This window comes from Caulobacter sp. 1776, assembly GCF_040545685.1.
Classification (GTDB): Bacteria; Pseudomonadota; Alphaproteobacteria; order Caulobacterales; family Caulobacteraceae; genus Caulobacter.
Map to the genome: position 1 here is coordinate 84,988 of NZ_JBEPMI010000006.1, position 20,082 is coordinate 105,069.

Annotated in this window: 16 protein-coding genes; 7 read left to right on the forward strand and 9 right to left on the reverse strand. The window is 67.4% G+C overall.

The genetic code is table 11. The annotated features are described in order from the left end of the window. Positions 1–202 precede the first annotated feature (202 nt). From dapD to ABIC66_RS16640, 9 genes are all read right to left on the reverse strand, one after another. A complete protein-coding gene (gene dapD, locus ABIC66_RS16600; protein ID WP_354071387.1) occupies positions 203–1,051 on the reverse strand; it encodes a 2,3,4,5-tetrahydropyridine-2,6-dicarboxylate N-succinyltransferase in 849 nt (282 codons plus the stop codon). Continuing rightward, a complete protein-coding gene (locus ABIC66_RS16605; RefSeq protein WP_354071388.1) occupies positions 1,048–1,713 on the reverse strand; it encodes a pyrimidine 5'-nucleotidase in 666 nt (221 codons plus the stop codon). The genes dapD and ABIC66_RS16605 overlap by 4 nt, the downstream gene beginning before the upstream one ends. Continuing rightward, positions 1,710–2,624 carry an acetylglutamate kinase gene (gene argB, locus ABIC66_RS16610; RefSeq protein ID WP_354071389.1) on the reverse strand — a complete coding sequence of 305 codons (915 nt, stop codon included), beginning with the start codon at positions 2,622–2,624 and terminating at the stop codon, positions 1,710–1,712. Before argB ends, ABIC66_RS16605 begins: the two co-directional genes overlap by 4 nt. A 71-nt stretch (positions 2,625–2,695) precedes the next feature. Further along, on the reverse strand, positions 2,696–2,971 hold the full coding sequence (locus tag ABIC66_RS16615) for a SemiSWEET family sugar transporter (RefSeq protein ID WP_354071390.1): 276 nt from the start codon (positions 2,969–2,971) through the stop codon (positions 2,696–2,698). Positions 2,972–2,984: 13 nt separating this feature from the next. Beyond that, positions 2,985–3,452 carry a response regulator gene (locus tag ABIC66_RS16620; RefSeq protein ID WP_354071391.1) on the reverse strand — a complete coding sequence of 156 codons (468 nt, stop codon included), beginning with the start codon at positions 3,450–3,452 and terminating at the stop codon, positions 2,985–2,987. A gap of 18 nt (positions 3,453–3,470) precedes the next feature. Continuing rightward, positions 3,471–4,574, reverse strand: coding sequence for a photosensory histidine protein kinase LovK (gene lovK, locus ABIC66_RS16625; protein WP_354071392.1), 1,104 nt, complete (start codon positions 4,572–4,574; stop codon positions 3,471–3,473). A 218-nt stretch (positions 4,575–4,792) separates the two neighbouring features. Then, positions 4,793–5,845: a sulfate ABC transporter substrate-binding protein gene (locus ABIC66_RS16630; protein WP_354071393.1), complete on the reverse strand. Its 1,053-nt coding sequence runs from the start codon at positions 5,843–5,845 to the stop codon at positions 4,793–4,795. A 117-nt stretch (positions 5,846–5,962) separates the two neighbouring features. After that, the gene (locus tag ABIC66_RS16635; RefSeq protein WP_354071394.1) at positions 5,963–7,420 is read right to left on the reverse strand and encodes an OprO/OprP family phosphate-selective porin; all 1,458 of its coding nucleotides are present in this window, start codon (positions 7,418–7,420) and stop codon (positions 5,963–5,965) included. Between the two features lie 258 nt (positions 7,421–7,678). Further along, positions 7,679–10,936 carry an autotransporter outer membrane beta-barrel domain-containing protein gene (locus ABIC66_RS16640; RefSeq protein ID WP_354071992.1) on the reverse strand — a complete coding sequence of 1,086 codons (3,258 nt, stop codon included), beginning with the start codon at positions 10,934–10,936 and terminating at the stop codon, positions 7,679–7,681. A gap of 164 nt (positions 10,937–11,100) precedes the next feature. Here ABIC66_RS16640 and ABIC66_RS16645 point away from each other — a divergent pair, with 164 nt between their 5' ends. The 7 genes from ABIC66_RS16645 (at position 11,101) to ABIC66_RS16675 (ending at position 20,066) form a co-directional block, all read left to right on the forward strand. Continuing rightward, positions 11,101–12,510: a sensor histidine kinase gene (locus ABIC66_RS16645; RefSeq protein WP_354071395.1), complete on the forward strand. Its 1,410-nt coding sequence runs from the start codon at positions 11,101–11,103 to the stop codon at positions 12,508–12,510. Between the two features lie 156 nt (positions 12,511–12,666). Further along, the gene (pstC, locus tag ABIC66_RS16650) at positions 12,667–14,100 is read left to right on the forward strand and encodes a phosphate ABC transporter permease subunit PstC (RefSeq protein WP_354071396.1); all 1,434 of its coding nucleotides are present in this window, start codon (positions 12,667–12,669) and stop codon (positions 14,098–14,100) included. Continuing rightward, a complete protein-coding gene (gene pstA, locus ABIC66_RS16655) occupies positions 14,093–15,391 on the forward strand; it encodes a phosphate ABC transporter permease PstA (RefSeq protein ID WP_354071397.1) in 1,299 nt (432 codons plus the stop codon). Before pstC ends, pstA begins: the two co-directional genes overlap by 8 nt. 59 nt (positions 15,392–15,450) lie before the next feature. Beyond that, positions 15,451–16,293: a phosphate ABC transporter ATP-binding protein PstB gene (pstB, locus tag ABIC66_RS16660; RefSeq protein WP_502910372.1), complete on the forward strand. Its 843-nt coding sequence runs from the start codon at positions 15,451–15,453 to the stop codon at positions 16,291–16,293. Between the two features lie 22 nt (positions 16,294–16,315). Then, positions 16,316–17,008 carry a phosphate signaling complex protein PhoU gene (gene phoU / locus ABIC66_RS16665; RefSeq protein WP_354071398.1) on the forward strand — a complete coding sequence of 231 codons (693 nt, stop codon included), beginning with the start codon at positions 16,316–16,318 and terminating at the stop codon, positions 17,006–17,008. Between the two features lie 18 nt (positions 17,009–17,026). Beyond that, complete coding sequence (gene phoB, locus ABIC66_RS16670) at positions 17,027–17,719, forward strand: phosphate regulon transcriptional regulator PhoB (RefSeq protein WP_354071399.1); 693 nt, start codon at positions 17,027–17,029, stop codon at positions 17,717–17,719. Between the two features lie 436 nt (positions 17,720–18,155). Beyond that, complete coding sequence (locus ABIC66_RS16675; RefSeq protein WP_354071400.1) at positions 18,156–20,066, forward strand: HAMP domain-containing methyl-accepting chemotaxis protein; 1,911 nt, start codon at positions 18,156–18,158, stop codon at positions 20,064–20,066. The last annotated feature ends 16 nt before the right edge of the window (positions 20,067–20,082 follow it).

Sequence of the window (20,082 nt, forward strand, 5' to 3'; positions counted from 1 at the left end):
TCCCCTTCATCGATGAAGGGGTTCAGAATCTTGAATGGATGCTAAGGCGATCACCTTTCGGAAATGAAAAATGTCCCGCCTTTGAAGGGCGGAACATTTTCATCGCCGTTTCTCCAAGAACCTCGCGAGCGCCGAGTTTCCGAGTGCTCTACGAAGTCCACGAACGACGTGTCTTTCTCTGGCACCTATCGGTGCGAGATTCCTAATCCCGCAGCAGGTCGTTGATGCTCGTCTTCGACCGCGTCTGGGCGTCGACCGTCTTGACGATCACGGCGCAGTAGAGGCTGGGGCCGCCGTTCGGGTCCGGCAGGGCGCCGGGCACCACGACGCTATAGGGCGGCACCTTGCCGACATGGACCTGGCCGGTCTTGCGATCGACGATCTTGGTCGAGGCGCTGATGAACACGCCCATCGACAGGACCGCGCCCTCGCCGACGATCACGCCCTCGACGACTTCCGAGCGGGCGCCGATGAAACAGTTGTCCTCGATGATGGTCGGATTGGCCTGTAGCGGCTCGAGCACGCCGCCGATGCCGACGCCGCCCGACAGGTGGACGTTCTTGCCGATCTGGGCGCACGAGCCGACCGTCACCCAGGTGTCGACCATCGTGCCTTCGTCGACATAGCCGCCGATGTTCACGAACGACGGCATCAGGATGACGTTCTTGCCGATGTGGGCGCCACGGCGGACGATGGCCCCGGGCACCGCGCGGAAGCCGCCGGCCTCGAACTGCGGGGCGTCCCAGCCGTCGAACTTGTTGGCCACCTTGTCCCACCACGGGCCGACGCCGCCACCGAGCGAGCCGGCGCGCATGACGGTGTTGGGGTTCAGGCGGAACGACAGCAGCACGGCCTTCTTCAGCCACTGATGGGTGGTCCACTCGCCGTCGATCTTCTCGGAGACGCGGGCCTTGCCGCTGTCGAGCAGCAGCAGCGCCTCTTCCACCGCCGTGCGAACCGGGCCGGTGGTGGCGGCCGAGACGTCGGCGCGGGCTTCCCAGGCGGCTTCGATCTCGGTTCGCAGATCTGAAAGGCTCACGGCGGCGGTCATTGCGGGCTTCCTTGCAGGCGGGCCGAGTTCAGGAACCCGGGCAGGTCGTTGGTGCGGAAATGGACGTGTTCGGAGGTCGAGGCCGCCGCGTGCGGCCCGACGAGAATGGTGGTCATGCCCAGGCGCGCGGCTGGGACCAGGTTCTTCTCGCTATCCTCGAAGAAAGTGGTCATCGGCGGGTCGATGGCGTGCAGCTTGCAGATCTTGTCGAAGGTCGCCAGCGCCGGCTTGGGCAGGTAGTCGGCCGTTTCGATCGCGAACACCTCGGTGAACAGGTCGCGCAGGTTCAGGTGCGTCAGCACCCGCTCGGCGTGACCCAGCGAACCGTTGGTGAAGATCAGCCGCCGACCGGGCAGGCGGGCGATCGCCGCGCGCAAGGCCTCGTCCGGAACCAGACGATCCATCGAGACGTCGTGCACCTCGTCCAGGAACGCCTGGGGCTCGATCCCGTGGTTGGCCATCAGGCCGGCCAGGGTGGTGCCGTGTTCCTGGAAATAACTGTGCTGCAGCGCTCGGGCCTCGTCGCGGGGCAAGCCGGTCTCGCGCGCCACGAAGTCGGTCATCTTGGCCTCGATCAGACCCATGAACTCGCTTTCCAGCGGGTAGAGGGTGTTGTCGAGGTCGAACAGCCAGGTGTCGACGTGAGAAAGGTCAGCGCTCATCGGGAGATGAGCGTGCCCGCGCCGTGTTCGCTGAACAGCTCGACCAGCATGGCGTGCGGACGGCGGCCGTCCAGGATGACCACGGCCTCGACACCCGATTCCACCGCGTGGATGGCGTTCTCCAGCTTGGGGATCATGCCGCCGCTGGCCACGCCGCTGGCGATCAGGCCGCGGGCTTCGTCGATGGTCATCTGGCGGATCAGCTGGCCGTCGCCGTCCAGCACGCCGGCGATGTCGGTCAGCATCAGCATCCGCTTGGCCTTCAAGGCGCCCGCGAGCGCGCCCGCCACGGTGTCGGCGTTGATGTTGTAGGTCTGGCCCTCGGTCGAGACGCCGATCGGGGCGATGACCGGGATGTAGTCGGTTTCCGAGGTCAGCAGGGCCTGGATGATATGCGGGTCGATCTTGGTCGGCTCGCCCACGAAGCCCAGGTCGACGACCTGCTCGATATTGCTGTCGGGGTCCTTCTTGGTCCGGGTCACCTTCTCGGCGGTGATCATCCGAGCGTCCTTGCCGGAGAGGCCCACGCCGCGCACGTCGGCTTCCGCGCCGGCCAGCGTGATCCAGTTGGCGATTTCCTTGTTGATCGCGCCCGACAGGACCATCTCGGCCACTTCCATGGTGGCTTCGTCGGTGACGCGCAGGCCGTCCACGAAGGTCGACTTGACGCCCGCCTTGTCCAGCATGCGGCTGATCTGCGGGCCGCCGCCGTGCACGACCACCGGATGGACGCCCAAGAGCTTCAGCAGCACCGCGTCAGCGGCGAACACCTTGGCCACCTCTTCCTGGCCCATGGCGTGGCCGCCGTATTTGATCACGACCGTCTCACGGTCGTAGATCTGGATGTAGGGCAGGGCCTCGGCCAGGGTCTTGGCGGTGGCCCAGCCCGCTTCCTCGGCGGCGTCGTTCAAGGCGGCTGTTCCTCAACAGAATTAGGCGGCGCCTCGATAGCGGACCCCGTCCCCCCTGTCACCTAAAAGGGTCAGCCAGCGCCCCGGTCGAGGCGCCACTTCAGAACCAGGACCGCGCCGGACATCAGCAGGCAGGCGATGTTGGACGCCACCACCGGCCAGGCGCGGATCAGCAGGCCGTAGACGATCCAGCACGAAAAGCCGGTGACGGTGACGACATAGGTTCGCAGCGAGACGGACGAGGCGTCCTGCTCCTTCCAGATCTTGACGATCTGCGGGGCGAAGCTGGTGATCGACAGCAGGGCGGCGGCGGTTCCGATCACCGCAGCGACCGGCGGGACGGCCATCAGGCGATCCCCATCAAGCGATCTTGGGAAAGATGTCGTTCAGGCCCCAGAGCTCGGCATAGGCTGGAGCCAGGGTCAGGCCCACCGGAACCGGGCCGGGAACGTGACCCTCCTGCAGGCAATGGGTCAGGTAGGACAGGGCGGTTCTCACGCCGTGCTCGGAATAGGGCTTGCCGATCACGCCGCACGCGCCGGCGAAGTCGTCGGGCAGGCGCTTGACGTTGGCGGTCATGAACAGCGCCACGCCGCCGCAATCCTGCGAGATCTTGCGGGCCACCTCGACGCCGGTCGGACCGTCGCTGAGATGGACGTCGACCAGGGCGAGGTCGGGGTGGAGCTTTTCGGCGAGGTCGACGGCTTCGTCCGAGCTCATGGCGCAGCCGAGAGAATGGCAACCCACCTCCTCGACCAGATATTCGAGTTCGATCGCGAGGAGCATCTCATCCTCCACGATCAGAACCTCGAGGGCGCGCCCACTCATACCGAAAACTCTACCTTTCTAGTGCGAACCGTTCACAGGCAGCAGAACGACTACGCGAGTGCCAGGTTCCGCGTCGGTGGTCTCCCACTTGGCCTTCAACTGCTGGCAGAGCAGCTGAACAATGGTGAGACCGAAACCCGACGCGTTAGTGTCCTTGTCTAGTCCAACGCCGTTGTCGGTGATTTCGATCCGGAACTCGCCGTCATGGCGAGTGACGCTGACCAGAATCCGCCCGCCGTGACCTTCCGGGAAGCCGTGCCGCAGGGCGTTGGTCAGCAATTCGCTGACCACCAGGGCGAACGGCGCGGCCTTGGCGGCCGGGATGTCGACCCGCTCCAGGTCCAGTTGCACCGCGATATCGTCGCGCATGGCCGAGCCCATCAGATCGGCCACCATGTCGCGGATGAAGGCCGAGACGTCGAAGCGCTCGACATCCTCGCTCTGGAACAGGCGGCGATGGACCGTGGCGATGGCGTTGACCCGGCCCAGCATGCCCTTCAGCGAGGCCTTCAGCGTGGGATCGGTCACCCGCCGGTTCTGCAGCAGCAATAGGCTGGAGATGAGCTGCAGGTTGTTCTTCACCCGGTGGTCCACCTCGTGAAGCAGGGCGGTCTTCTGCTCGAGCGCCAGGGTCAGGGCGTGGGTGCGATCCTCGATCAGCTGCTCCAGGTCGTCGCGGCGCTGCTGGCTCCGCGTCTCGGCGGTCCGCTCGTCGGCGGGGTCGAGCTGGGCGAAGAAATAGACGACCTCGCAGGCGTCGTTGCGCACGGGCGAGAAAGACAGGACGTTCCAGAAGGTCGAGCCGTCCTTGCGGTAGTTCAGCAGTTCGACCGTGATGTCCTGGCCGGCGGCCACGGCCTCGTGCAGGGCCTGCACCGCCCGGGGATCGGTGTCGGGGCCCTGCAGAAAGCGGCAATTGCGGCCGATGACCTCATCGCGGTCATAGCCGGTCAGCTTCAGGAAGGCGTCGTTGGCGAAGATGATCGGATTGTCGGCCTGGGCGGCGTCGGTGACCAGCATCGCCATGCGTGTGGCGCGGATCGCGGCGGCGAAAGGGTCGTCGACCCCGTGACCGGCGGCCAGTCGGTCGCCGGCGCGTCGTGATTCCGAATAGTCATCCATGCCTATGGCCAAGCTCCCACCACCCCGTGGACGCTCAACGTACCCGATGATGTCGGGTTCCCAACACAGCTGAGTTGCGGACATGGAAAACGGCGGGAGCCCGGCTGGGACTCCCGCCGCAGAACGCGACGCGCCAGAGAGATGGCCGTTACCGCGGCGGCCGCGTTGTCTTCAGGATCCGCTCGGACTTCCCGGAACGGGCGGACCCCGGAAGCGCGTCATTTCGGCTGATAGATCTTGTCGAACAGGCCGCCGTCGGCGAAGTGCGTGGCCTGGGCCTTCTTCCAGCCGCCGAAGGTGTCGTCGATCGTCACCAGTGGGATCTGCTTGAAGCTGGAGGCGTATTTGGCCGCCACCTGCGCGTTGCGCGGACGGTAGTGGTTCTTGGCGATCAGCTCCTGGGCCAGCGGGCTGTACAGGAAGTTCAGATAGCCCTCGGCGACGGTGCGGGTCTTGTGGCGGTCGACGTTCTTGTCGACCAGGGCCACCGGCGGCTCGGCCAGGATCGACAGCGACGGATAGACGATGTCGAACTTGCCCGGCAGCTCCTCCTGGGCGAGGTAGGCTTCGTTCTCCCAGGCCAGCAGCACATCGCCCAGACCGCGCTGAGTGAAGCTGGTGGTGGCCCCGCGAGCGCCGGTGTCCAGCACGGGGACGTGCTCGAACAGGGTCTTCACATAGGCCTCGGCCTTGGCGGGGTTGCCGCCCGGCTGCTTCAGAGCCCAGGCCCAGGCGGCCAGATAGTTCCAGCGCGCCCCGCCCGAGGTCTTCGGATTGGGGGTGATCACGTCGATGCCCGGCTTCACCAGGTCACCCCAGTCCTTGATCTTCCACGGGTTGCCCTTGCGGACCAGGAACACGATCGTCGAGGTGTAGGGCGTGGAGTTCTGCGGCAGGCGCGACTGCCAGTTGGCCGGCAGCAGCTTGGCCCGGGCGGCGATCTCGTCGATGTCGTAGGCCAGGGCCAGGGTGACGACGTCGGCCTGCAGGCCGTCGATCACCGAGCGGGCCTGCTTGCCCGAACCGCCGTGGCTCTGGTTGATCACCAGGGTCTGACCGACCTTTTCCTTCCAGTACTTGGCGTAGGCGGCGTTGACGTCCTTGTAGAGCTCCCGCGTCGGGTCGTAGCTGACGTTGAGCAGGGTGATGGTCTTGCCGGCCTGGGCATGGGCCGCCCCCGCCATCAGGGTCGGAACGCTCAGGGCCGCGGCGCCGGCGCCTGCGCCGGCCAGCAGGCCACGGCGGGTCGGAGCCTTGATGATGTCGCTCATGGGACGATCCTTTCTGGAGGGTCTTTTCAAAGCGGCGCGTCGGGCGCGCGGCGGTCTTGGACATGTAGGGAGCCGCCCGGTCCTTGGCTTCGGCTTCGGACCGGGCGGCGCCGGAAACTAGAACGCGAACTGACTGCGGAAGTTGACGGCCTGATAGCTCTGGCTCAGCGGCAGCAGGCCGCCGGCCGGGTCCTTGCGATCGATGTCGACGTCCAGATAGTCGATCGAGAACTTGGTCACCGAATTGGGGAACCAGTTCAGGCCGACCGTCCAGATCGTCTGCTCGCCGCCACGCACGCGATCGCCGGCCACGGCCGCGTTCTCGTGGTGGTTAAGGTCCAGAACCGAGTAGCGGCCGGCCAGTTCCCAGGCGCCCCATTTACGGGCCTTGGGATCGAACGGATGGGCGATGGCCGGGGCGTCGAACGCGAAGTTGTTGGCGTTGTACTTGCGGGCCTCGCCGGTCAGCACCCAGCCGCCTTCGACGTACCAGCCGGTGAACTTGGGATCGCTGACCCCGGCGGCCGGGTTGCGACGATCGATCTTGTAGTCGAAGTACTCGCCCTGGATCAGCAGGTTCTTCTTCTGGGCGGCCAGTTCCAGGCCGTAGTGGCGGGCGCCTTCGGCGTCGATGGCGCCGGTCGTGACTAGTTGCTGGCCGTCGACGCGCAGTTCCGGACGGTCCTGCAAGGTGACGTTATAGGCGCCGGTCAGGGCCGCGCTCTGGGCCGGGGTGGCCACGATGCTCGCGTTGGCGCCGACGTGGACCAGCCAGTCCTGGCCCTTGGCCGGAATGAAGGCGAAGCGGCCGAGATAGCCCAGCTGCTCGTCGAAGGTCTGGCCGTCGCCGGCCTTGGCGCCCGTGACCGCGGCCGACAGCAGCCAGCGCTCGCGGACGACCTGGCCCTGCAGCGCGATGCGCCGATCGGCGCCGGCCAGGCTGCGCGCGGCTTCGGCCGAGGATGGACGTTCGGGGAACAGCGAGCCGTTGGTCGAGGCCGCGTCCTCCAGGCCGAGGTTCGGGGCGTAGGCGCCGACCCGGATCTTGAACGGGGCGTAGTTGTACTGGACGAACAGCTCCTGCAGCTGGCCGGCGCCGTCCGTGCCCGCGCCGCCGAAGTCCAGCAGGATCGAGTAGTCGAAGTTCTTGGCGAACTTGCCATCGACGCCCAGGCGGGCGCGGCGGAAGTTGGTGCCGTTGTTCAGGTCGCGGGCGTTGCCGATCACGGCCGGCAGGCCCTTGTCCTGGTAGTATTGGGCGGCGTCCAGCTGCATCACGCCGTGCAGCGTCGCGCTGTAGGCCCCGTCGCCCGAGGCGATGGTCGGCTTGGCGCCGGCGATGCTGACGGTGGTGGCGCTCTGGGTGGCGCGGACATCCTTGAAGCTGGCGGCCGTGGCGGCCTTCAGGTCATTGACCTGCTGCTGCAGGGCGTTGAGCTGGGCTTCCAGCGCGGCGATGCGCGCGGCGGCCTCTTCAGGCGAACTCGCGGTCTGGGCCGAGGCGGCCCCGGCCGTGGCCAGCAGGGAGACGCCGGCGATCAGCACGGCGCGGAAGGCGGTCTTGGTCTTGATCATGTTTAGTCCCCTCTCGGCGCCGCTGTGCGGGGCCGACCTGCCGAGCTAGGGAAAACGATTATTCCTAGCTCCGAAATAGAGATTAGGGAAACCGGCCTTGAGTTTTTCTGGAGGCGCGGCGAAATGTCGCGAAAAACGCAGCGAAACTTCCATCAAATCAGACGCTTAAACGATTAAAGATCCGTGCACGGAAAAGGCCGCCCCGGTTTCCCGAGGCGGCCTTCGTATTTCCAGCGCTAACCGAAGGGGCTTTGGCCCCTAGAACATCGCGCGGCCCGCCAGGCGCAGATTGTAGCGCTTCTGCTTCTTGGCGGCTTCGACGCCGCCTTCAATGGCCAGGTACGACATCGGGGTGCCGGCCCGCAGGGCGAAGCCGGCGGTCAGGGCGCCGTCCTTGTCGTCCATCGCGGCCAGGGTGAACGGATTGCCGTTCTTGAAGCGGGCGACCGTATCGCCGACCGAGCCGGCCAGGGTCTGGCGGTAGCCGACCCGCACTTCGGGGCGCCACCAGACGTTCTTGCCGAAATCCGCGCCGAACACCACGCCGAGCTCGCCGCTGAGATTGTTGGAGGTGCGCTTGTCGACGGTCAGGTCGAAGCCGTCGCCGCCGCCCTTCTCCGCGCGCTTGCCTTCCCGCAGCCAGACATAGTCCAGGCGACCTTCGGGACGGGCGAAGAAGCGGCCGAACTTTTGCTCGTAGGCGACGCCGGCATAGGCGTTGGCGGTGAGCCCCTTCCAGTCGGCGGTGTTCTTCAGGAGCAGGTCGGCCACGCCGTCGCCGTTGCTGTCCGGCGCGATGAAGCGGCGATCGCCCTTGAAGAAGCCGTAGCCCAGGCCGCCGCCGGTGTTGAAGCGCCAGCCGCCGGCCGAACGACGCCAGTACGCGCCTGTCTGGACGAACGAGGCGGTGGTCTGCTCGCCGACCTTGGCGACGGTGTCGTGTTCCTCGACGCTGACATAGGCCAGGGTCAGGCCCAGGGCGCCGCCCGCGTCGCCCATGGCCTCATAGCCGGCCACGAAGCCGAAGGCCTGAGTGTCCGAACCCAGCGTCTGGTCGGTGTCGCGGCGGGTCAGGGAGTTGATCTCCTGCACCCACACGCTGTCGGGGCCGTAGCGATCGCCCGGGTCGGGGCGCATCATCGTGGCGGCCGAGACCTGCTGGTTGACCGACTGCAGGGCCGCGAACAGGCCCTCGCCCTGGTCGGGCAGCATCTGGTCGTAGAGGTCGCGGAAGCCGTCGCGGGTGTTCTGGCCCAGGAAGTTCGCGGCCAGGGTGGTGTCCGCCCCCAGCGCCGCGAACACCGCGTCATAGGCCGAGGTCTCGGACTTGTTGAAGCCGATCTCGGCGGCCGAGCGGCGACGGACGTCGATATAGACGTTGTTGGCGTCGGCGCGGCTGGTGGCCACGTACAGGTAGGGCGACTCGGCCAGCAGACCGTTGCCGATCGTGCCGACATTGATGTTGCCGCCCTGGATCACCGTGAAGGTGGTCGGCTGCTTGACCAGGTTGGCCAGGCGGATGCCCAGCTCGGCGCCGGTCGCGATGTTGGTGGCGCCGGAGACCACCAGCTTAGTGTTCGCGCCGGCCGCCGGGTCGGCCGAGAACAGCAGCTTGGCCTTGCTGCCGAGCGTCAGGCTGGAGACGTTGATCGTGTCGGTGTTGACGATGCCCAGGCTGCCGTTGGCCACGGCGATGTCGAGCTTGCCGTCGCTGTCGGACAGCTTGCCCAGGGCCACGGCGCCGCCGTCGATCGACAGCCGATCCTGGCCCGCGCCGAACGACATCGCGCCCAGCAGGCTGCCGCTCCAGAGGTTCAGGGTGTCATTGCCGCCGCCGAACAGCACGTCGCCGATGGTGCTGGGCGCCACGGTGGTGGCGCTGCTGTCGGCGCTGGTGACGGTGTCGGTCGAGGGATAGGTGGTGGTCGAGGTGAAGTCGACCGGGCCCGACTGGGTGTAGGTCACGCCCGAATTGTTGGCCCGCAGGTCCAGGGCGATCGTCTGGCCGGTGGCCGTGACCGTCGCGGCGGTCCCGTCGCTCTTGAAGGTGGGCGCGGCCAGGGTGGCGCGGATCGTGCCGGTGTTGGTGATGGTCTTCAGCGTGCCGGCCTGGTCGAGGATCGCCACGGCGTCGCCGGTCTCGCCGGTGCGCTGGGCGCTGATCCCGCCGATGTTGCGGATGCTGGTGTTGGTCGAGCCCGCGTCAAGCACGATGCCGCGCGCGCTCGCGGTGACGCCGGACGCCGCGTAGGACGAGGCGCTGGAGACGATCGTGCCGCGGTTCAGGATCTCGCCCACGACCGCGCCGGAGTTCAGGATCAGGCCGGTGGCGTTGGCTTCATAGGTCGTGGCCGTGATCTGGCCGTCATTGCGCAGGCCGCCCGTCAGCGTCGTCGTGCGGCCGCCGCCGCCGCCGATCGAAACGCCCGTGGCGGAGACGCCATTATAGACGCCGCTGGCGCCGATCGTGCCCTTGGCGACCAGGCCGTAGGCGTTGTCCGCCGTTCCGACCGCGCCCAGGGTGACGTCCTGGCTGGCCGAGCCGATCTGCAGGGCCGGCGCCGAGCCGTAGACGCTGATGCTGGACGAGCCACTGGTGCTGGACGTGATCGTCGTGTTGGTGGTGACGCCGTCCGCGCCGATCTTGGTCGAGTAGTTGACGCCTTGCAGCAGCATCCCGCCGGTCACGTCGCCGGCGATGCGCACGGCCGGGCCGCCTTGCAGCAGGTCGTCGGCGTCCAGCTTCTTCAGCGCGTCGACCGTGGTCGGGCGCGCGGTATAGCGATAGCCGGTGGCGCTGGTCGCGCCTTGCAGGACCAGGGCGCCGTTGACGTTCGCGTCGACGGCCTGGGCGACGGCGCCCAGGCCCTGGACGTTGATCGCGCCGCCCATGGTCACCTTGCCGGTGACCGGCGCGGCGATCCGTACGCCATAGGCGTTGTCGCCGGTGACGCTGATGTTTCCCAGATTGGTGACGTTGCCGATCACGGGGCCTTCCAGCAGGATCCCCGCCGAATTGTTGCCCTCGATGCTGATCGCGCCGGCCGCCTCGTTGACGATGTCGCCGGTGAACGTCCCGGCGTTGGTCAGGCGGACGCCGATTCGGTTCGAGCCCTGGGCGAACACGCCGTCCAGGTCGCCGTCCGAGTCGGTGTCGGTGGCCGTGTAGTCCTCGAGCAGCGAGATCGTGCCCGTATTGCTCAGCGAGCCCGTCCGGCCGCCGATGATCAGCACGCCGACGCCGTCGCTGACGCCCGTCGTGCCGATGGTCCCCAGATTGGTGACCTTGTTGTTGCTGTCGATCGTGACGATCGCGCCCGACGTGGTCGGCTTGATCGAGCCGTCGGCGGTGATGCGGATGTCGTCCGCCGCCGTCCCCGTCGCGGTGCTGGTCGCGATCGGCGTCGTGCGCGCGGTGGAGACCGAGGTTTCCGCCGAGGCGGCGAAACCCATGGCCAAGAGAGGAGCGGCCGCGACCGTCGCGACCAGGACCTTGCGCTGCATTACGAACGACACCTCGATAGAAACCCCGGGCACTTAATTCCGGTCACGATGCGGCGAAAATGCGGTGAGTTCCGCTCGCGACACGTACTAAGGCGTCAACCGTCTATCGCATGGCTTGGCGGGGCGCCATATCTGGTTCGACGAATCGCCTCTCGCTTAAATCGGTGAGCCTCCCCATGCCGCTGGCGAACACGCCCCCGGACGGAACCGAAAGCCATGGCGCGCGCGCATTCTGGCCTTCCATGATCGGACCGGGCGTCATTCTGGGCCTGGCGGTCGTGGGCATGGCGCAGCCGGGGCCGGCCGTGGTGGCGGCCCTGGCGACCGGCGGCGCGGGCTGGTGGCTGTCGCGACGCCTGGCCCGGCCGGTCGAGCGGCCCGTCGCCGGCTTGGCCCCGGTCGCCGCCGTCGAGGACGTCCCGCCGTTCGCCGCGATCCTGGACCGCCTGCCCGATCCCCTGATGGTGATCGCCGCCGAGGAGGCCGACGACCTGACGGGCCGTCGTTTCCTGTTCGCCAACGCCGCCGCGCGCGAGCTGTTCAAGATCCAGCACCAGGGCGCGCTGCTGGTCACCGCCGTGCGCAATCCGCGCGTGCTGGAGGCGGTGGACGAGGCGCTGTTCGGCGGCGTCGAGGGCGTGGTCGAGTTCGAGACCGGCGGCGCCCAGGGCCGGGCCTGGCTGGCCCACGCCCGGCCGCTGAAGGATGCGCCCGGCCGCTCGCGGCTGGCTCTGCTGGCTCTGCGCGACGAAACCGACGCCCGGCGCAGCGAACGCACGCGCGCCGACTTCCTGGCCAACGCCAGCCATGAACTGCGCACGCCGCTGGCCTCGCTGTCGGGCTTCATCGAGACCCTGCGCGGCCACGCCAAGGACGATCCGGGCGCGCGCGACCGGTTTCTGGGGATCATGCTGGCCCAGGCCGAGCGGATGTCGCGCCTGATCGACGACCTGATGAGCCTGTCGCGCATCGAGCTGAACGAGCACATCGCGCCGCTGGGCCGCGTGGACCTGGCCATGGCCGCCGTCGATGTGATCGACGCCCTGGCGCCCCAGGCCCGCGAGAAGTCCGTCGGCTTCGATCCCGTCCTGCCGCCGCGCGGCGGCGCGGTGGTCGACGGCGATCGCGACCAGATCATCCAGGTGATCCAGAACCTGATCGACAACGCCATCAAATATACCCCCAAGGGCGGGGTGGTGCGGGTCGAGATCTTCCCCGGCCTGTCCGCCGAGGCGGCCGGCGCGCCGCGCGACGCCGCCGCCGCGCGGATGTCGCTGCTGACGCCCGATCACGACACCGCCGAGCGCTACGCCGTCCTGCGGGTCACCGACCGCGGTCCCGGCCTGGCGCGCGAGCACCTGCCGCGTCTGACCGAGCGCTTCTATCGCGTCGAGGGTCAGAAGAGCGGCGAGCGGTCCGGCACCGGTCTGGGCCTGGCCATCGTCAAGCACATCATGAACCGCCACCGGGGCGGGCTGACGGTCGAGAGCGTCCAGGGCGAAGGCGCCACATTCGGCGTCTATCTGCCGATGGCCAAGGCCGGCGGCGAACCCGTCTCGCCGCCGCCGATCGTGGCCGAGGCCTGATTTTTTCAAAGGTTTCGGCGGCGCTCTGGGCGCTGTCGTCAAACTGTCATCAATCCGTCGCATAAGCACAGCGCCGGCCCGGCATAGATCGGGGCGGGGGAGGGCGCGCGATCCTGCGGCGCCTTCGACAACCTTCGCGCAAGATTAGCCTCACGCATGCTGACCTGGCTCTCGCTCCTTGTCCTGGCGCTGTTCTCCGGCGCGGCCTTCGTGGCCGGCCGCCGTCGCGCCGTGGCCGCCACCGGAGGCCGCAAGCGCGTCCTCCACTCCCTGCCGGACTACTACGGGACCTACGCGGCCCTATGGGCAGGCGTGCCGGCCGCGCTGCTGCTGCTGCTGGGCGCCATGTTCGGCGGTCGCCTCGAGGATACGATCCTGCAGTCCACGCGTCCGGCGGCCGTCCAGGCCCTGGAGCCGGACCGTCAGGCCGTGTTCTACAGCGACGCCCACGCGATCGCCGCCGGGCAGGCGCCCAGCGAAGTGACCTATGAAGGCGACATCAAGGTCGCCCTGGACGCCAAGGTGGCCGAGGCCAAGCGCGTCGGGACCTGGCTGAACGTCGGCATGCTGGCCGCCGCCGCGGTGCTGGCCCTGGCCGGGTTCCTGCTGGCCTTCCCGCGCATCTCCACTGAATTCCGCGCCCGCAACCGGGTCGAGGGCTGGATCGGCATCCTGCTGATCGGCTGCTCGGTCGCGGCCGTGCTGACCACCCTGGGCATCGTGCTGTCGCTGGTCTGGGAAAGCTGGCGCTTCTTCCAGAGCGTCAATCCCATCTCGTTCCTGTTCGGGACCGAGTGGAGCCCGCAGATCGCCATGCGCGCCGACCAGGTCGCCTCGGCGGGCGCTTTCGGGGCCGTGCCGCTGTTCGCCGGCACCTTCCTGATCATGCTGATCGCCATGCTGGTCGCCGCGCCGGTCGGCCTCTACTCGGCGATCTATCTCTCGGAATACGCCAATCGCACCGTGCGCGGCGTGGTCAAGCCGCTGCTGGAGATTCTGGCCGGCGTGCCGACCGTGGTCTACGGCTTCTTCGCCGCCTTGACCGTGGGGCCGATCTTCCGCGCCGGCTTCAACGCCTTGGGCGCGGCCCTGCCCGCCGGTCCGATCGCCACCTATCTGATGGAAGTCCAGAACCAGATGGCCCTGGTGGCCGGGGTGGTGATGGGGATCATGCTGATCCCGTTCGTCTCCTCGCTGTCGGACGACATCATCAACGCGGTGCCGCAATCGCTGCGCGATGGCAGCTACGCGATGGGCGCCACCAAGTCGGAGACGGTCAAGAAAGTCGTTCTGCCGGCCGCCCTGCCGGGCATCATGGCCGCCATGCTGCTGGCCGTGTCCCGCGCCGTCGGCGAGACCATGATCGTGACCATGGCCGCCGGCCTGCAGGCCAAGATGACCGTCAACCCGCTGGACACCGTCACCACCGTGACCGTCCAGATCGTCACCCTGCTGACAGGCGACCAGGAGTTCGACAGCCCCAAGACCCTGTCCGCCTTCGGCCTGGGCCTGACCCTGTTCGTCGTGACCCTCTGCCTGAACATCATCGCCCTGCGGATCGTCCAGAAGTACCGGGAACAATATGACTGACGCGACCTTCGGCGCGGCCGCCCCGCGCTCCGCCGCCGCGACGGCGATGCAAGCCCGGCTGAAGAAGCGTCACGCCGCCGAGCGGACCTTCAAAGCCCAAGGCCTGGCCGCGATCATCGTGGCCCTGGTGTTCCTGGTCGTGCTGGTCGGCCGGATCGTCAGCCAAGGCTACACGACCTTCGAAGCCCACACGCTCAGCGTGCCGGTCTATCTGAACCCGGACCGCATCGACACGTCCGACCTCACCGGCGTCAACTACGACTACATCGTCGCCGAGGCGGTGATGAAGAAGCTGGGCGTGCAGGACGACGACCTGGGCACCGTCTCGACCAAGGTCCAGGATCTGGTGTCGCGCGACTTCGGCTTCCAGCTGCTGAACAAGATCAAGGCCGACAAGTCGCTGATCGGCAAGACGATCACCGTCTCCGGCTCGCTGAAGGCCGACGCCGATCTCTACTTCAAGGGCGAGATCAAGCGCTCGACCGCCGAGGGCGACCGCAAGCTGGACAACCAGCAGCTCGACTGGCTGGACCAGCTGAAGAAGTCGGGCGCGATCAAGTCGGGCTTCAACTTCGCCTTCTTCACCAATTCAGACTCGACCGAGCCCGAACAGGCCGGCGTGCTGGGCGCGGTGGTCGGCTCGGCCATGATGCTGATCATCACCGCCCTGATCGCCGTGCCGGTCGGCGTGATGGCCGCGACCTATCTGGAAGAGTTCGCTCCGAAGAACCGCTGGACGGACATCATCGAGGTCAACATCAACAACCTCGCGGCCGTGCCGTCGATCGTCTACGGCCTGCTGGGCCTGGCTTTGTTCATCAACTGGCTGAACGTGCCGCGGTCCTCGCCGCTGGTCGGCGGTCTGGTGCTGGCCTTGATGGCCCTGCCGACCGTGATCATCGCCACCCGCTCGGCCCTCAAGGCCGTGCCGCCCTCGATCCGCGAGGCGGCCCTGGGCGTCGGCGCGAGCAAGACCCAGACCGTCTTCCACCACGTGCTGCCGCTGGCCATGCCCGGCGTGATGACCGGCGCCATCCTGTCGTTGGCCCACGCCCTGGGCGAGACCGCGCCGCTGCTGATGATCGGCATGGTCTCGTTCGTGCCCGGCGTGCCGGAAGGCTTCACCGGCGCGGCCACCGTGCTGCCGGTCCAGGTGTTCATCTGGGAGAACGCTTCCGAGCGGGCCTTCCATGAGCGCACGGCCGCCGCCATCATCGTTCTTCTCGTCTTCATGATCGTCATGAACGCCGCGGCCGTGATCCTGCGCCGCCGCTTCGAGCGCCGCTGGTGAGACCCCCCATGACCCAGATCCTGAACCCTCTCGCTTCGCCCCTTCTGAAGGGACACGCCATGGCCGTCCAAAGCCCAGACGACACCGCCCACACGCCGATGATCCACACCACCGTGCCGCACGCCCACGCCGCCGCTCCGGTCGGCGAGCCCAAGATCAAGGCGCGCGACGTCAAGGTGTTCTACGGCGAGAAACAGGCGCTGTTCGACGTCAACATCGACATCCCCGCCAAGTCGGTCACCGCCTTCATCGGCCCGTCGGGCTGCGGCAAGTCGACCTTCCTGCGCTGCATCAACCGCATGAACGACACCATCCCCTCGGCGCGCGTCGACGGCGTGATCGAGATCGACGGTTCGGACGTCAACGCCAAGAGCGTCGACCCGGTGGTGCTGCGCTCGCGCGTCGGCATGGTGTTCCAGAAGCCGAACCCCTTCCCGAAGACGATCTTCGAGAACGTCGCCTACGGTCCGCGCATCCACGGCCTGGCCTCGTCCAAGGCAGAGCTGGAAGCCGTCGTCGAGAGCAGCCTGAAGAAGGCGGGGCTCTGGAACGAGGTGGCCGACCGCCTGCACCAGCCGGGCACCGGCCTCTCGGGCGGCCAGCAGCAGCGCCTGGTGATCGCCCGCGCGATCGCGGTGTCGCCGGAAGTGATCCTGATGGACGAGCCCTGCTCGGCGCTCGACCCGATCGCCACCGCCAAGATCGAGGAGCTGATCGACGAGCTGCGCACCCAGTTCTGCATCGTGATCGTCACCCACTCGATGGCCCAGGCCGCTCGCGTCTCGCAACGCACCGCCTTCTTCCACCTCGGCAAGCTGGTCGAGAGCGGCCCGACCGAGGAGATGTTCACCAATCCTCGCGACAGCCGCACCCAAGACTACATCACCGGCCGCTTCGGCTAACGAGAAGCGGGAGGAACACGAGATGACCGAACACACCGTCAAATCCTACGGCGAAGAGTTGGCCCACCTCACGGCCGAGGTCACCCGCATGGGCGGTCTCGCCGAGTCGCAAGTCGCCGACTGCATCGCCGCCATCGCCCGCCGCGACGGGCCGCTGGCTCAGGTCGTCGTCGCCGGCGACGAGCGCCTCGACACGCTGCAGGCCGAGATCGAGCGCAAGGCGTTCCGCCTGATCGCCCTGCGCCAACCGATGGCCGTCGACCTTCGCCACGCCGTCGCCGCCCTGAAGATCTCGATGAGCCTCGAGCGCTGCGGCGACATGGCCAAGAACATCGCCAAGCGGGCGCTGATCCTGACCGAAGCCGACCCGATGACGGCCCTGACCCGCTCGATCGAGCGCATGGGCCGTCTGGTGCAGAGCCGCCTGAAGGACGTCCTGGACGCCTACACCACCAAGGATCTGCAGCGCGCCATCGGCGTGTGGAGCCGCGACGAGGAAGTCGACGAGCACTACAATTCGATCTTTCGCGAACTGCTGACCTACATGATGGGCGATCCGCGCACGATCAACGCCTGCGCTCATCTGCTGTTCGTGGCCAAGAACCTCGAGCGGATCGGGGATCACGCCACCAACATCGCCGAGATCATCCACTTCGAGCTGACTGGCGACGAACTGATCTCCCAACGTCCCAAGCTCGACGTCGTGTCGCAGTAATCCAAGAGGCGCCTAGAAGTGACTCCCTACGTTCTGGTGGTGGAAGACGAAGACGCCCTGGCCACCCTGCTGCACTACAACCTCGACAAGGAAGGCTACCGCGTCGGCGTGGCCGGAGATGGCGAGGAAGCCCTGATCATGGCCAACGAGCGGGCCCCGGATCTGGTCATCCTCGACTGGATGCTGCCCAAGGTCTCGGGCATCGAGGTCTGCCGCCGCCTGCGTGGTCGGGCCGAGACCCGCAACGTGCCGATCATCATGCTGACGGCGCGCGGCGAGGAGACGGACCGGATCCGCGGCCTCGACACCGGGGCCGACGACTATGTGGTCAAGCCGTTCTCGATGGTCGAGCTGACCGCCCGCGTCCGCGCGGTGCTGCGTCGCATCCGCCCGGGCCTGGCCGACGACCGCATCACGGTCGGCGACATCATCATCGACCGGGTCGCCCACCGCGTGAAGCGCAGCGGCAAGGAGATCCACCTGGGCCCGACCGAGTTCCGCCTGCTGGACTATCTGATGCAGCATCCGGGCCGGGTGTTCAGCCGCGAACAGCTGTTGGACGCCGTCTGGGGCTCGGACGTCTATGTCGAGGCCCGCACCGTCGACGTCCACATCGGCCGGCTGCGCAAGGCGCTGAACGGCGCGACGGACGGCGACCCGATCCGCACCGTCCGCTCGGCCGGCTACTCTCTGGACCTGGACGCGGCCTGAGGAAACGGGTCGCCACGCAGGGCCCTTCTTTTCCACGAGGACTCAAGCGCGCGCCGCCGGCGCGCGCTTTTGCGTTTTTGAGACTTCACTTGATGGTGGTGAGACAGAATGTCGCTATCCTAGCGGTTGCTAAATTTACCACCCATTAAGCGTGCCAGACGAGGCTCTCGATAGTATTCGTCGTGGTCTTCGGTCAAGGTATTGCTCATGTGACCGGGTCAGCGACGGTATTCGTACGTAGAAATACGTACGATCTCGAGCAGTCGACGATTGTCCGTGCAGGATTTGGTGCCGTCACCGAATTTTCCCAGGTAATCGCCGCCTTGTTCGCGATGCCTCGGGGGTTAATCGTCGTGTTCCGGCAAGGCGCGAGCGGACCTCCTTCCGTCGTTACTTCATTCCTCGTCCAGGGCCGAACGCGGGCCGGAGCCTTCCCATGCGCATGACGATCAAGCTCAAACTCGCCCTGACCTTCGGGGCGCTTATCCTGATGATGGCCGCCGCCACCCTGTTTGGCGTAAGCCAGCTCGGGACGTTGAACACCGGTCAGAAGGCGATGGTCAGCGGGCCAGTGGCCCAGTTGCAGCGGAGCCAGGGCCTTGGCATGGCGCTGCTGCAGCTAATCCGCGCCCAGAAGAACATGGCGCTGGCCGACGACGCCGAGGAGCTGAAAAGCCAGAACGCCAAGGCCGACGCCAGCAAGGAAAAGATCGCCACGCTGCTGGAAGCCGGCCTTGCCCATGCCTCCGCCGAGGGCAAGCCGAAATGGGAGGCCCTGACCCGCGACTGGGCGCTGTTCGCCGAGAGCGACGAAGCCATGCGCCGCGACCTGTTGGCCGGCCGTCGCGAGCAGGCGATCGAACAGATGCGCACCAGCCAGCGCCAGGTGACCAACCGCATCACCGCCACGGTGGACGACCTGGTGGATGTGCAGGAGCGTCGCATGGTCGCCGCGGAGGCGACCAGCGACCGCGCCTACGCCGCCTCGCGCAACACGCTGATCGCGGTGATCGTCGTCTCGATGCTGCTGGCCGCCGCCGCCGCCGTCTGGATCGCGCGCACCATCGCCCAGGGCTTCGCCAAGGTCGGCGGCCTGGCCGAGGCCGTGGCGCTCGGCGACCTGGACCAGAACGTCACCGTCAAGACCAATGACGAGATCAAGGATCTGGTCGAGACGGTCAACCGCATGACCGCCAATCTGCGCGCCACGGCGGCCCTGGCCGACCAGGTGGCGGCCGGTGACCTGACGGTCGAGATCAAGCCGTTGTCGGACAAGGACGTCTTGGGTCAGTCCTTGAGGGGCATGGTCGTCAATCTGCGCGCGACGGCCAATGTGGCCGACAGTGTCGCCGACGGCGATCTGACGGTCCAGGCCAAGCCGCTGTCGGACAAGGACGTGATGGGCTTGGCGCTCGAGCGGATGATCGACCGCCTGCGCGGCGTGGTCTCCGACGCGATCTCGGCGTCGGAAAACGTCTCGGCCGGTAGCCAGGAACTGTCGTCGGCCTCGGAGCAGGTCAGTCAGGGCGCCACCGAACAGGCCTCGTCGGCCGAAGAGGCCTCGGCCTCGATGGAACAGATGGCCGCCAACATCAAGCAGAACGCCGACAACGCCGCCCAGACCGAGACGATCGCGCGCCAGTCGGCGGTCGACGCGGAAACCTCGGGCCGGGCCGTGGCCAAGGCCGTCGACGCGATGCAGACGATCGCCGAGAGAATCACCATCGTCCAGGAAATCGCCCGCCAGACCGACCTGCTGGCCCTGAACGCCGCTGTCGAAGCCGCCCGGGCCGGCGAGCACGGCCGCGGCTTCGCCGTCGTCGCCTCGGAAGTGCGCAAGCTGGCTGAGCGCAGCCAAACCGCCGCCGCCGAGATCAGCGCGGTGTCGTCCGACACGGTCAAGGCCGCCCAGTCGGCCGGCGACATGCTGACCAGCCTGGTGCCGAATATCCGCCGCACCGCCGAGCTGGTGGCCGAAATCAGCGCCGCCTGTCGCGAACAAGATATCGGGGCTTCGCAGATCAACGAGGCCATTCAGCAGCTCGACAAGGTCACCCAGCAGAACGCCTCGGCCTCCGAGGAGATGTCGGCGACGTCCGAGGAGCTGGCCGCCCAAGCCACCGAACTCCAGGCGTCGATCGCGTTCTTTAGTATCGCGGACGATGGGCGCGGGCCGGCACGCAAGGCTCGGCCGGCCGCCGCCAAGCGTCCGGCCGCCGGGGCGATCAATCGCAAAGCCCCAGCCCGCGCCGTCGCCGCCCAGCAGGCCCGCGCCAATGGTTTCGCCCTGGACTTGAGCCGCGGCGGCCCGGACGCCGACGACGCCGACTTCCGCGAATATGCCTGACGCGGCGGCGGGGCGG

Coding starts and splice junctions, on each gene's coding strand:
- lovK (WP_354071392.1), bottom strand. CDS start 4,574: ATGGATGACTATTCGGAATCACGACGCGCCGGCGACCGACTGGCCGCC.
- ABIC66_RS16635 (WP_354071394.1), bottom strand. CDS start 7,420: ATGATCAAGACCAAGACCGCCTTCCGCGCCGTGCTGATCGCCGGCGTC.
- pstB (WP_502910372.1), top strand. CDS start 15,451: ATGGCCGTCCAAAGCCCAGACGACACCGCCCACACGCCGATGATCCAC.
- ABIC66_RS16645 (WP_354071395.1), top strand. CDS start 11,101: ATGCCGCTGGCGAACACGCCCCCGGACGGAACCGAAAGCCATGGCGCG.
- dapD (WP_354071387.1), bottom strand. CDS start 1,051: ATGACCGCCGCCGTGAGCCTTTCAGATCTGCGAACCGAGATCGAAGCC.
- ABIC66_RS16605 (WP_354071388.1), bottom strand. CDS start 1,713: ATGAGCGCTGACCTTTCTCACGTCGACACCTGGCTGTTCGACCTCGAC.
- ABIC66_RS16615 (WP_354071390.1), bottom strand. CDS start 2,971: ATGGCCGTCCCGCCGGTCGCTGCGGTGATCGGAACCGCCGCCGCCCTG.
- pstA (WP_354071397.1), top strand. CDS start 14,093: ATGACTGACGCGACCTTCGGCGCGGCCGCCCCGCGCTCCGCCGCCGCG.
- phoU (WP_354071398.1), top strand. CDS start 16,316: ATGACCGAACACACCGTCAAATCCTACGGCGAAGAGTTGGCCCACCTC.
- ABIC66_RS16620 (WP_354071391.1), bottom strand. CDS start 3,452: ATGAGTGGGCGCGCCCTCGAGGTTCTGATCGTGGAGGATGAGATGCTC.
- ABIC66_RS16630 (WP_354071393.1), bottom strand. CDS start 5,845: ATGAGCGACATCATCAAGGCTCCGACCCGCCGTGGCCTGCTGGCCGGC.
- pstC (WP_354071396.1), top strand. CDS start 12,667: ATGCTGACCTGGCTCTCGCTCCTTGTCCTGGCGCTGTTCTCCGGCGCG.
- ABIC66_RS16675 (WP_354071400.1), top strand. CDS start 18,156: ATGCGCATGACGATCAAGCTCAAACTCGCCCTGACCTTCGGGGCGCTT.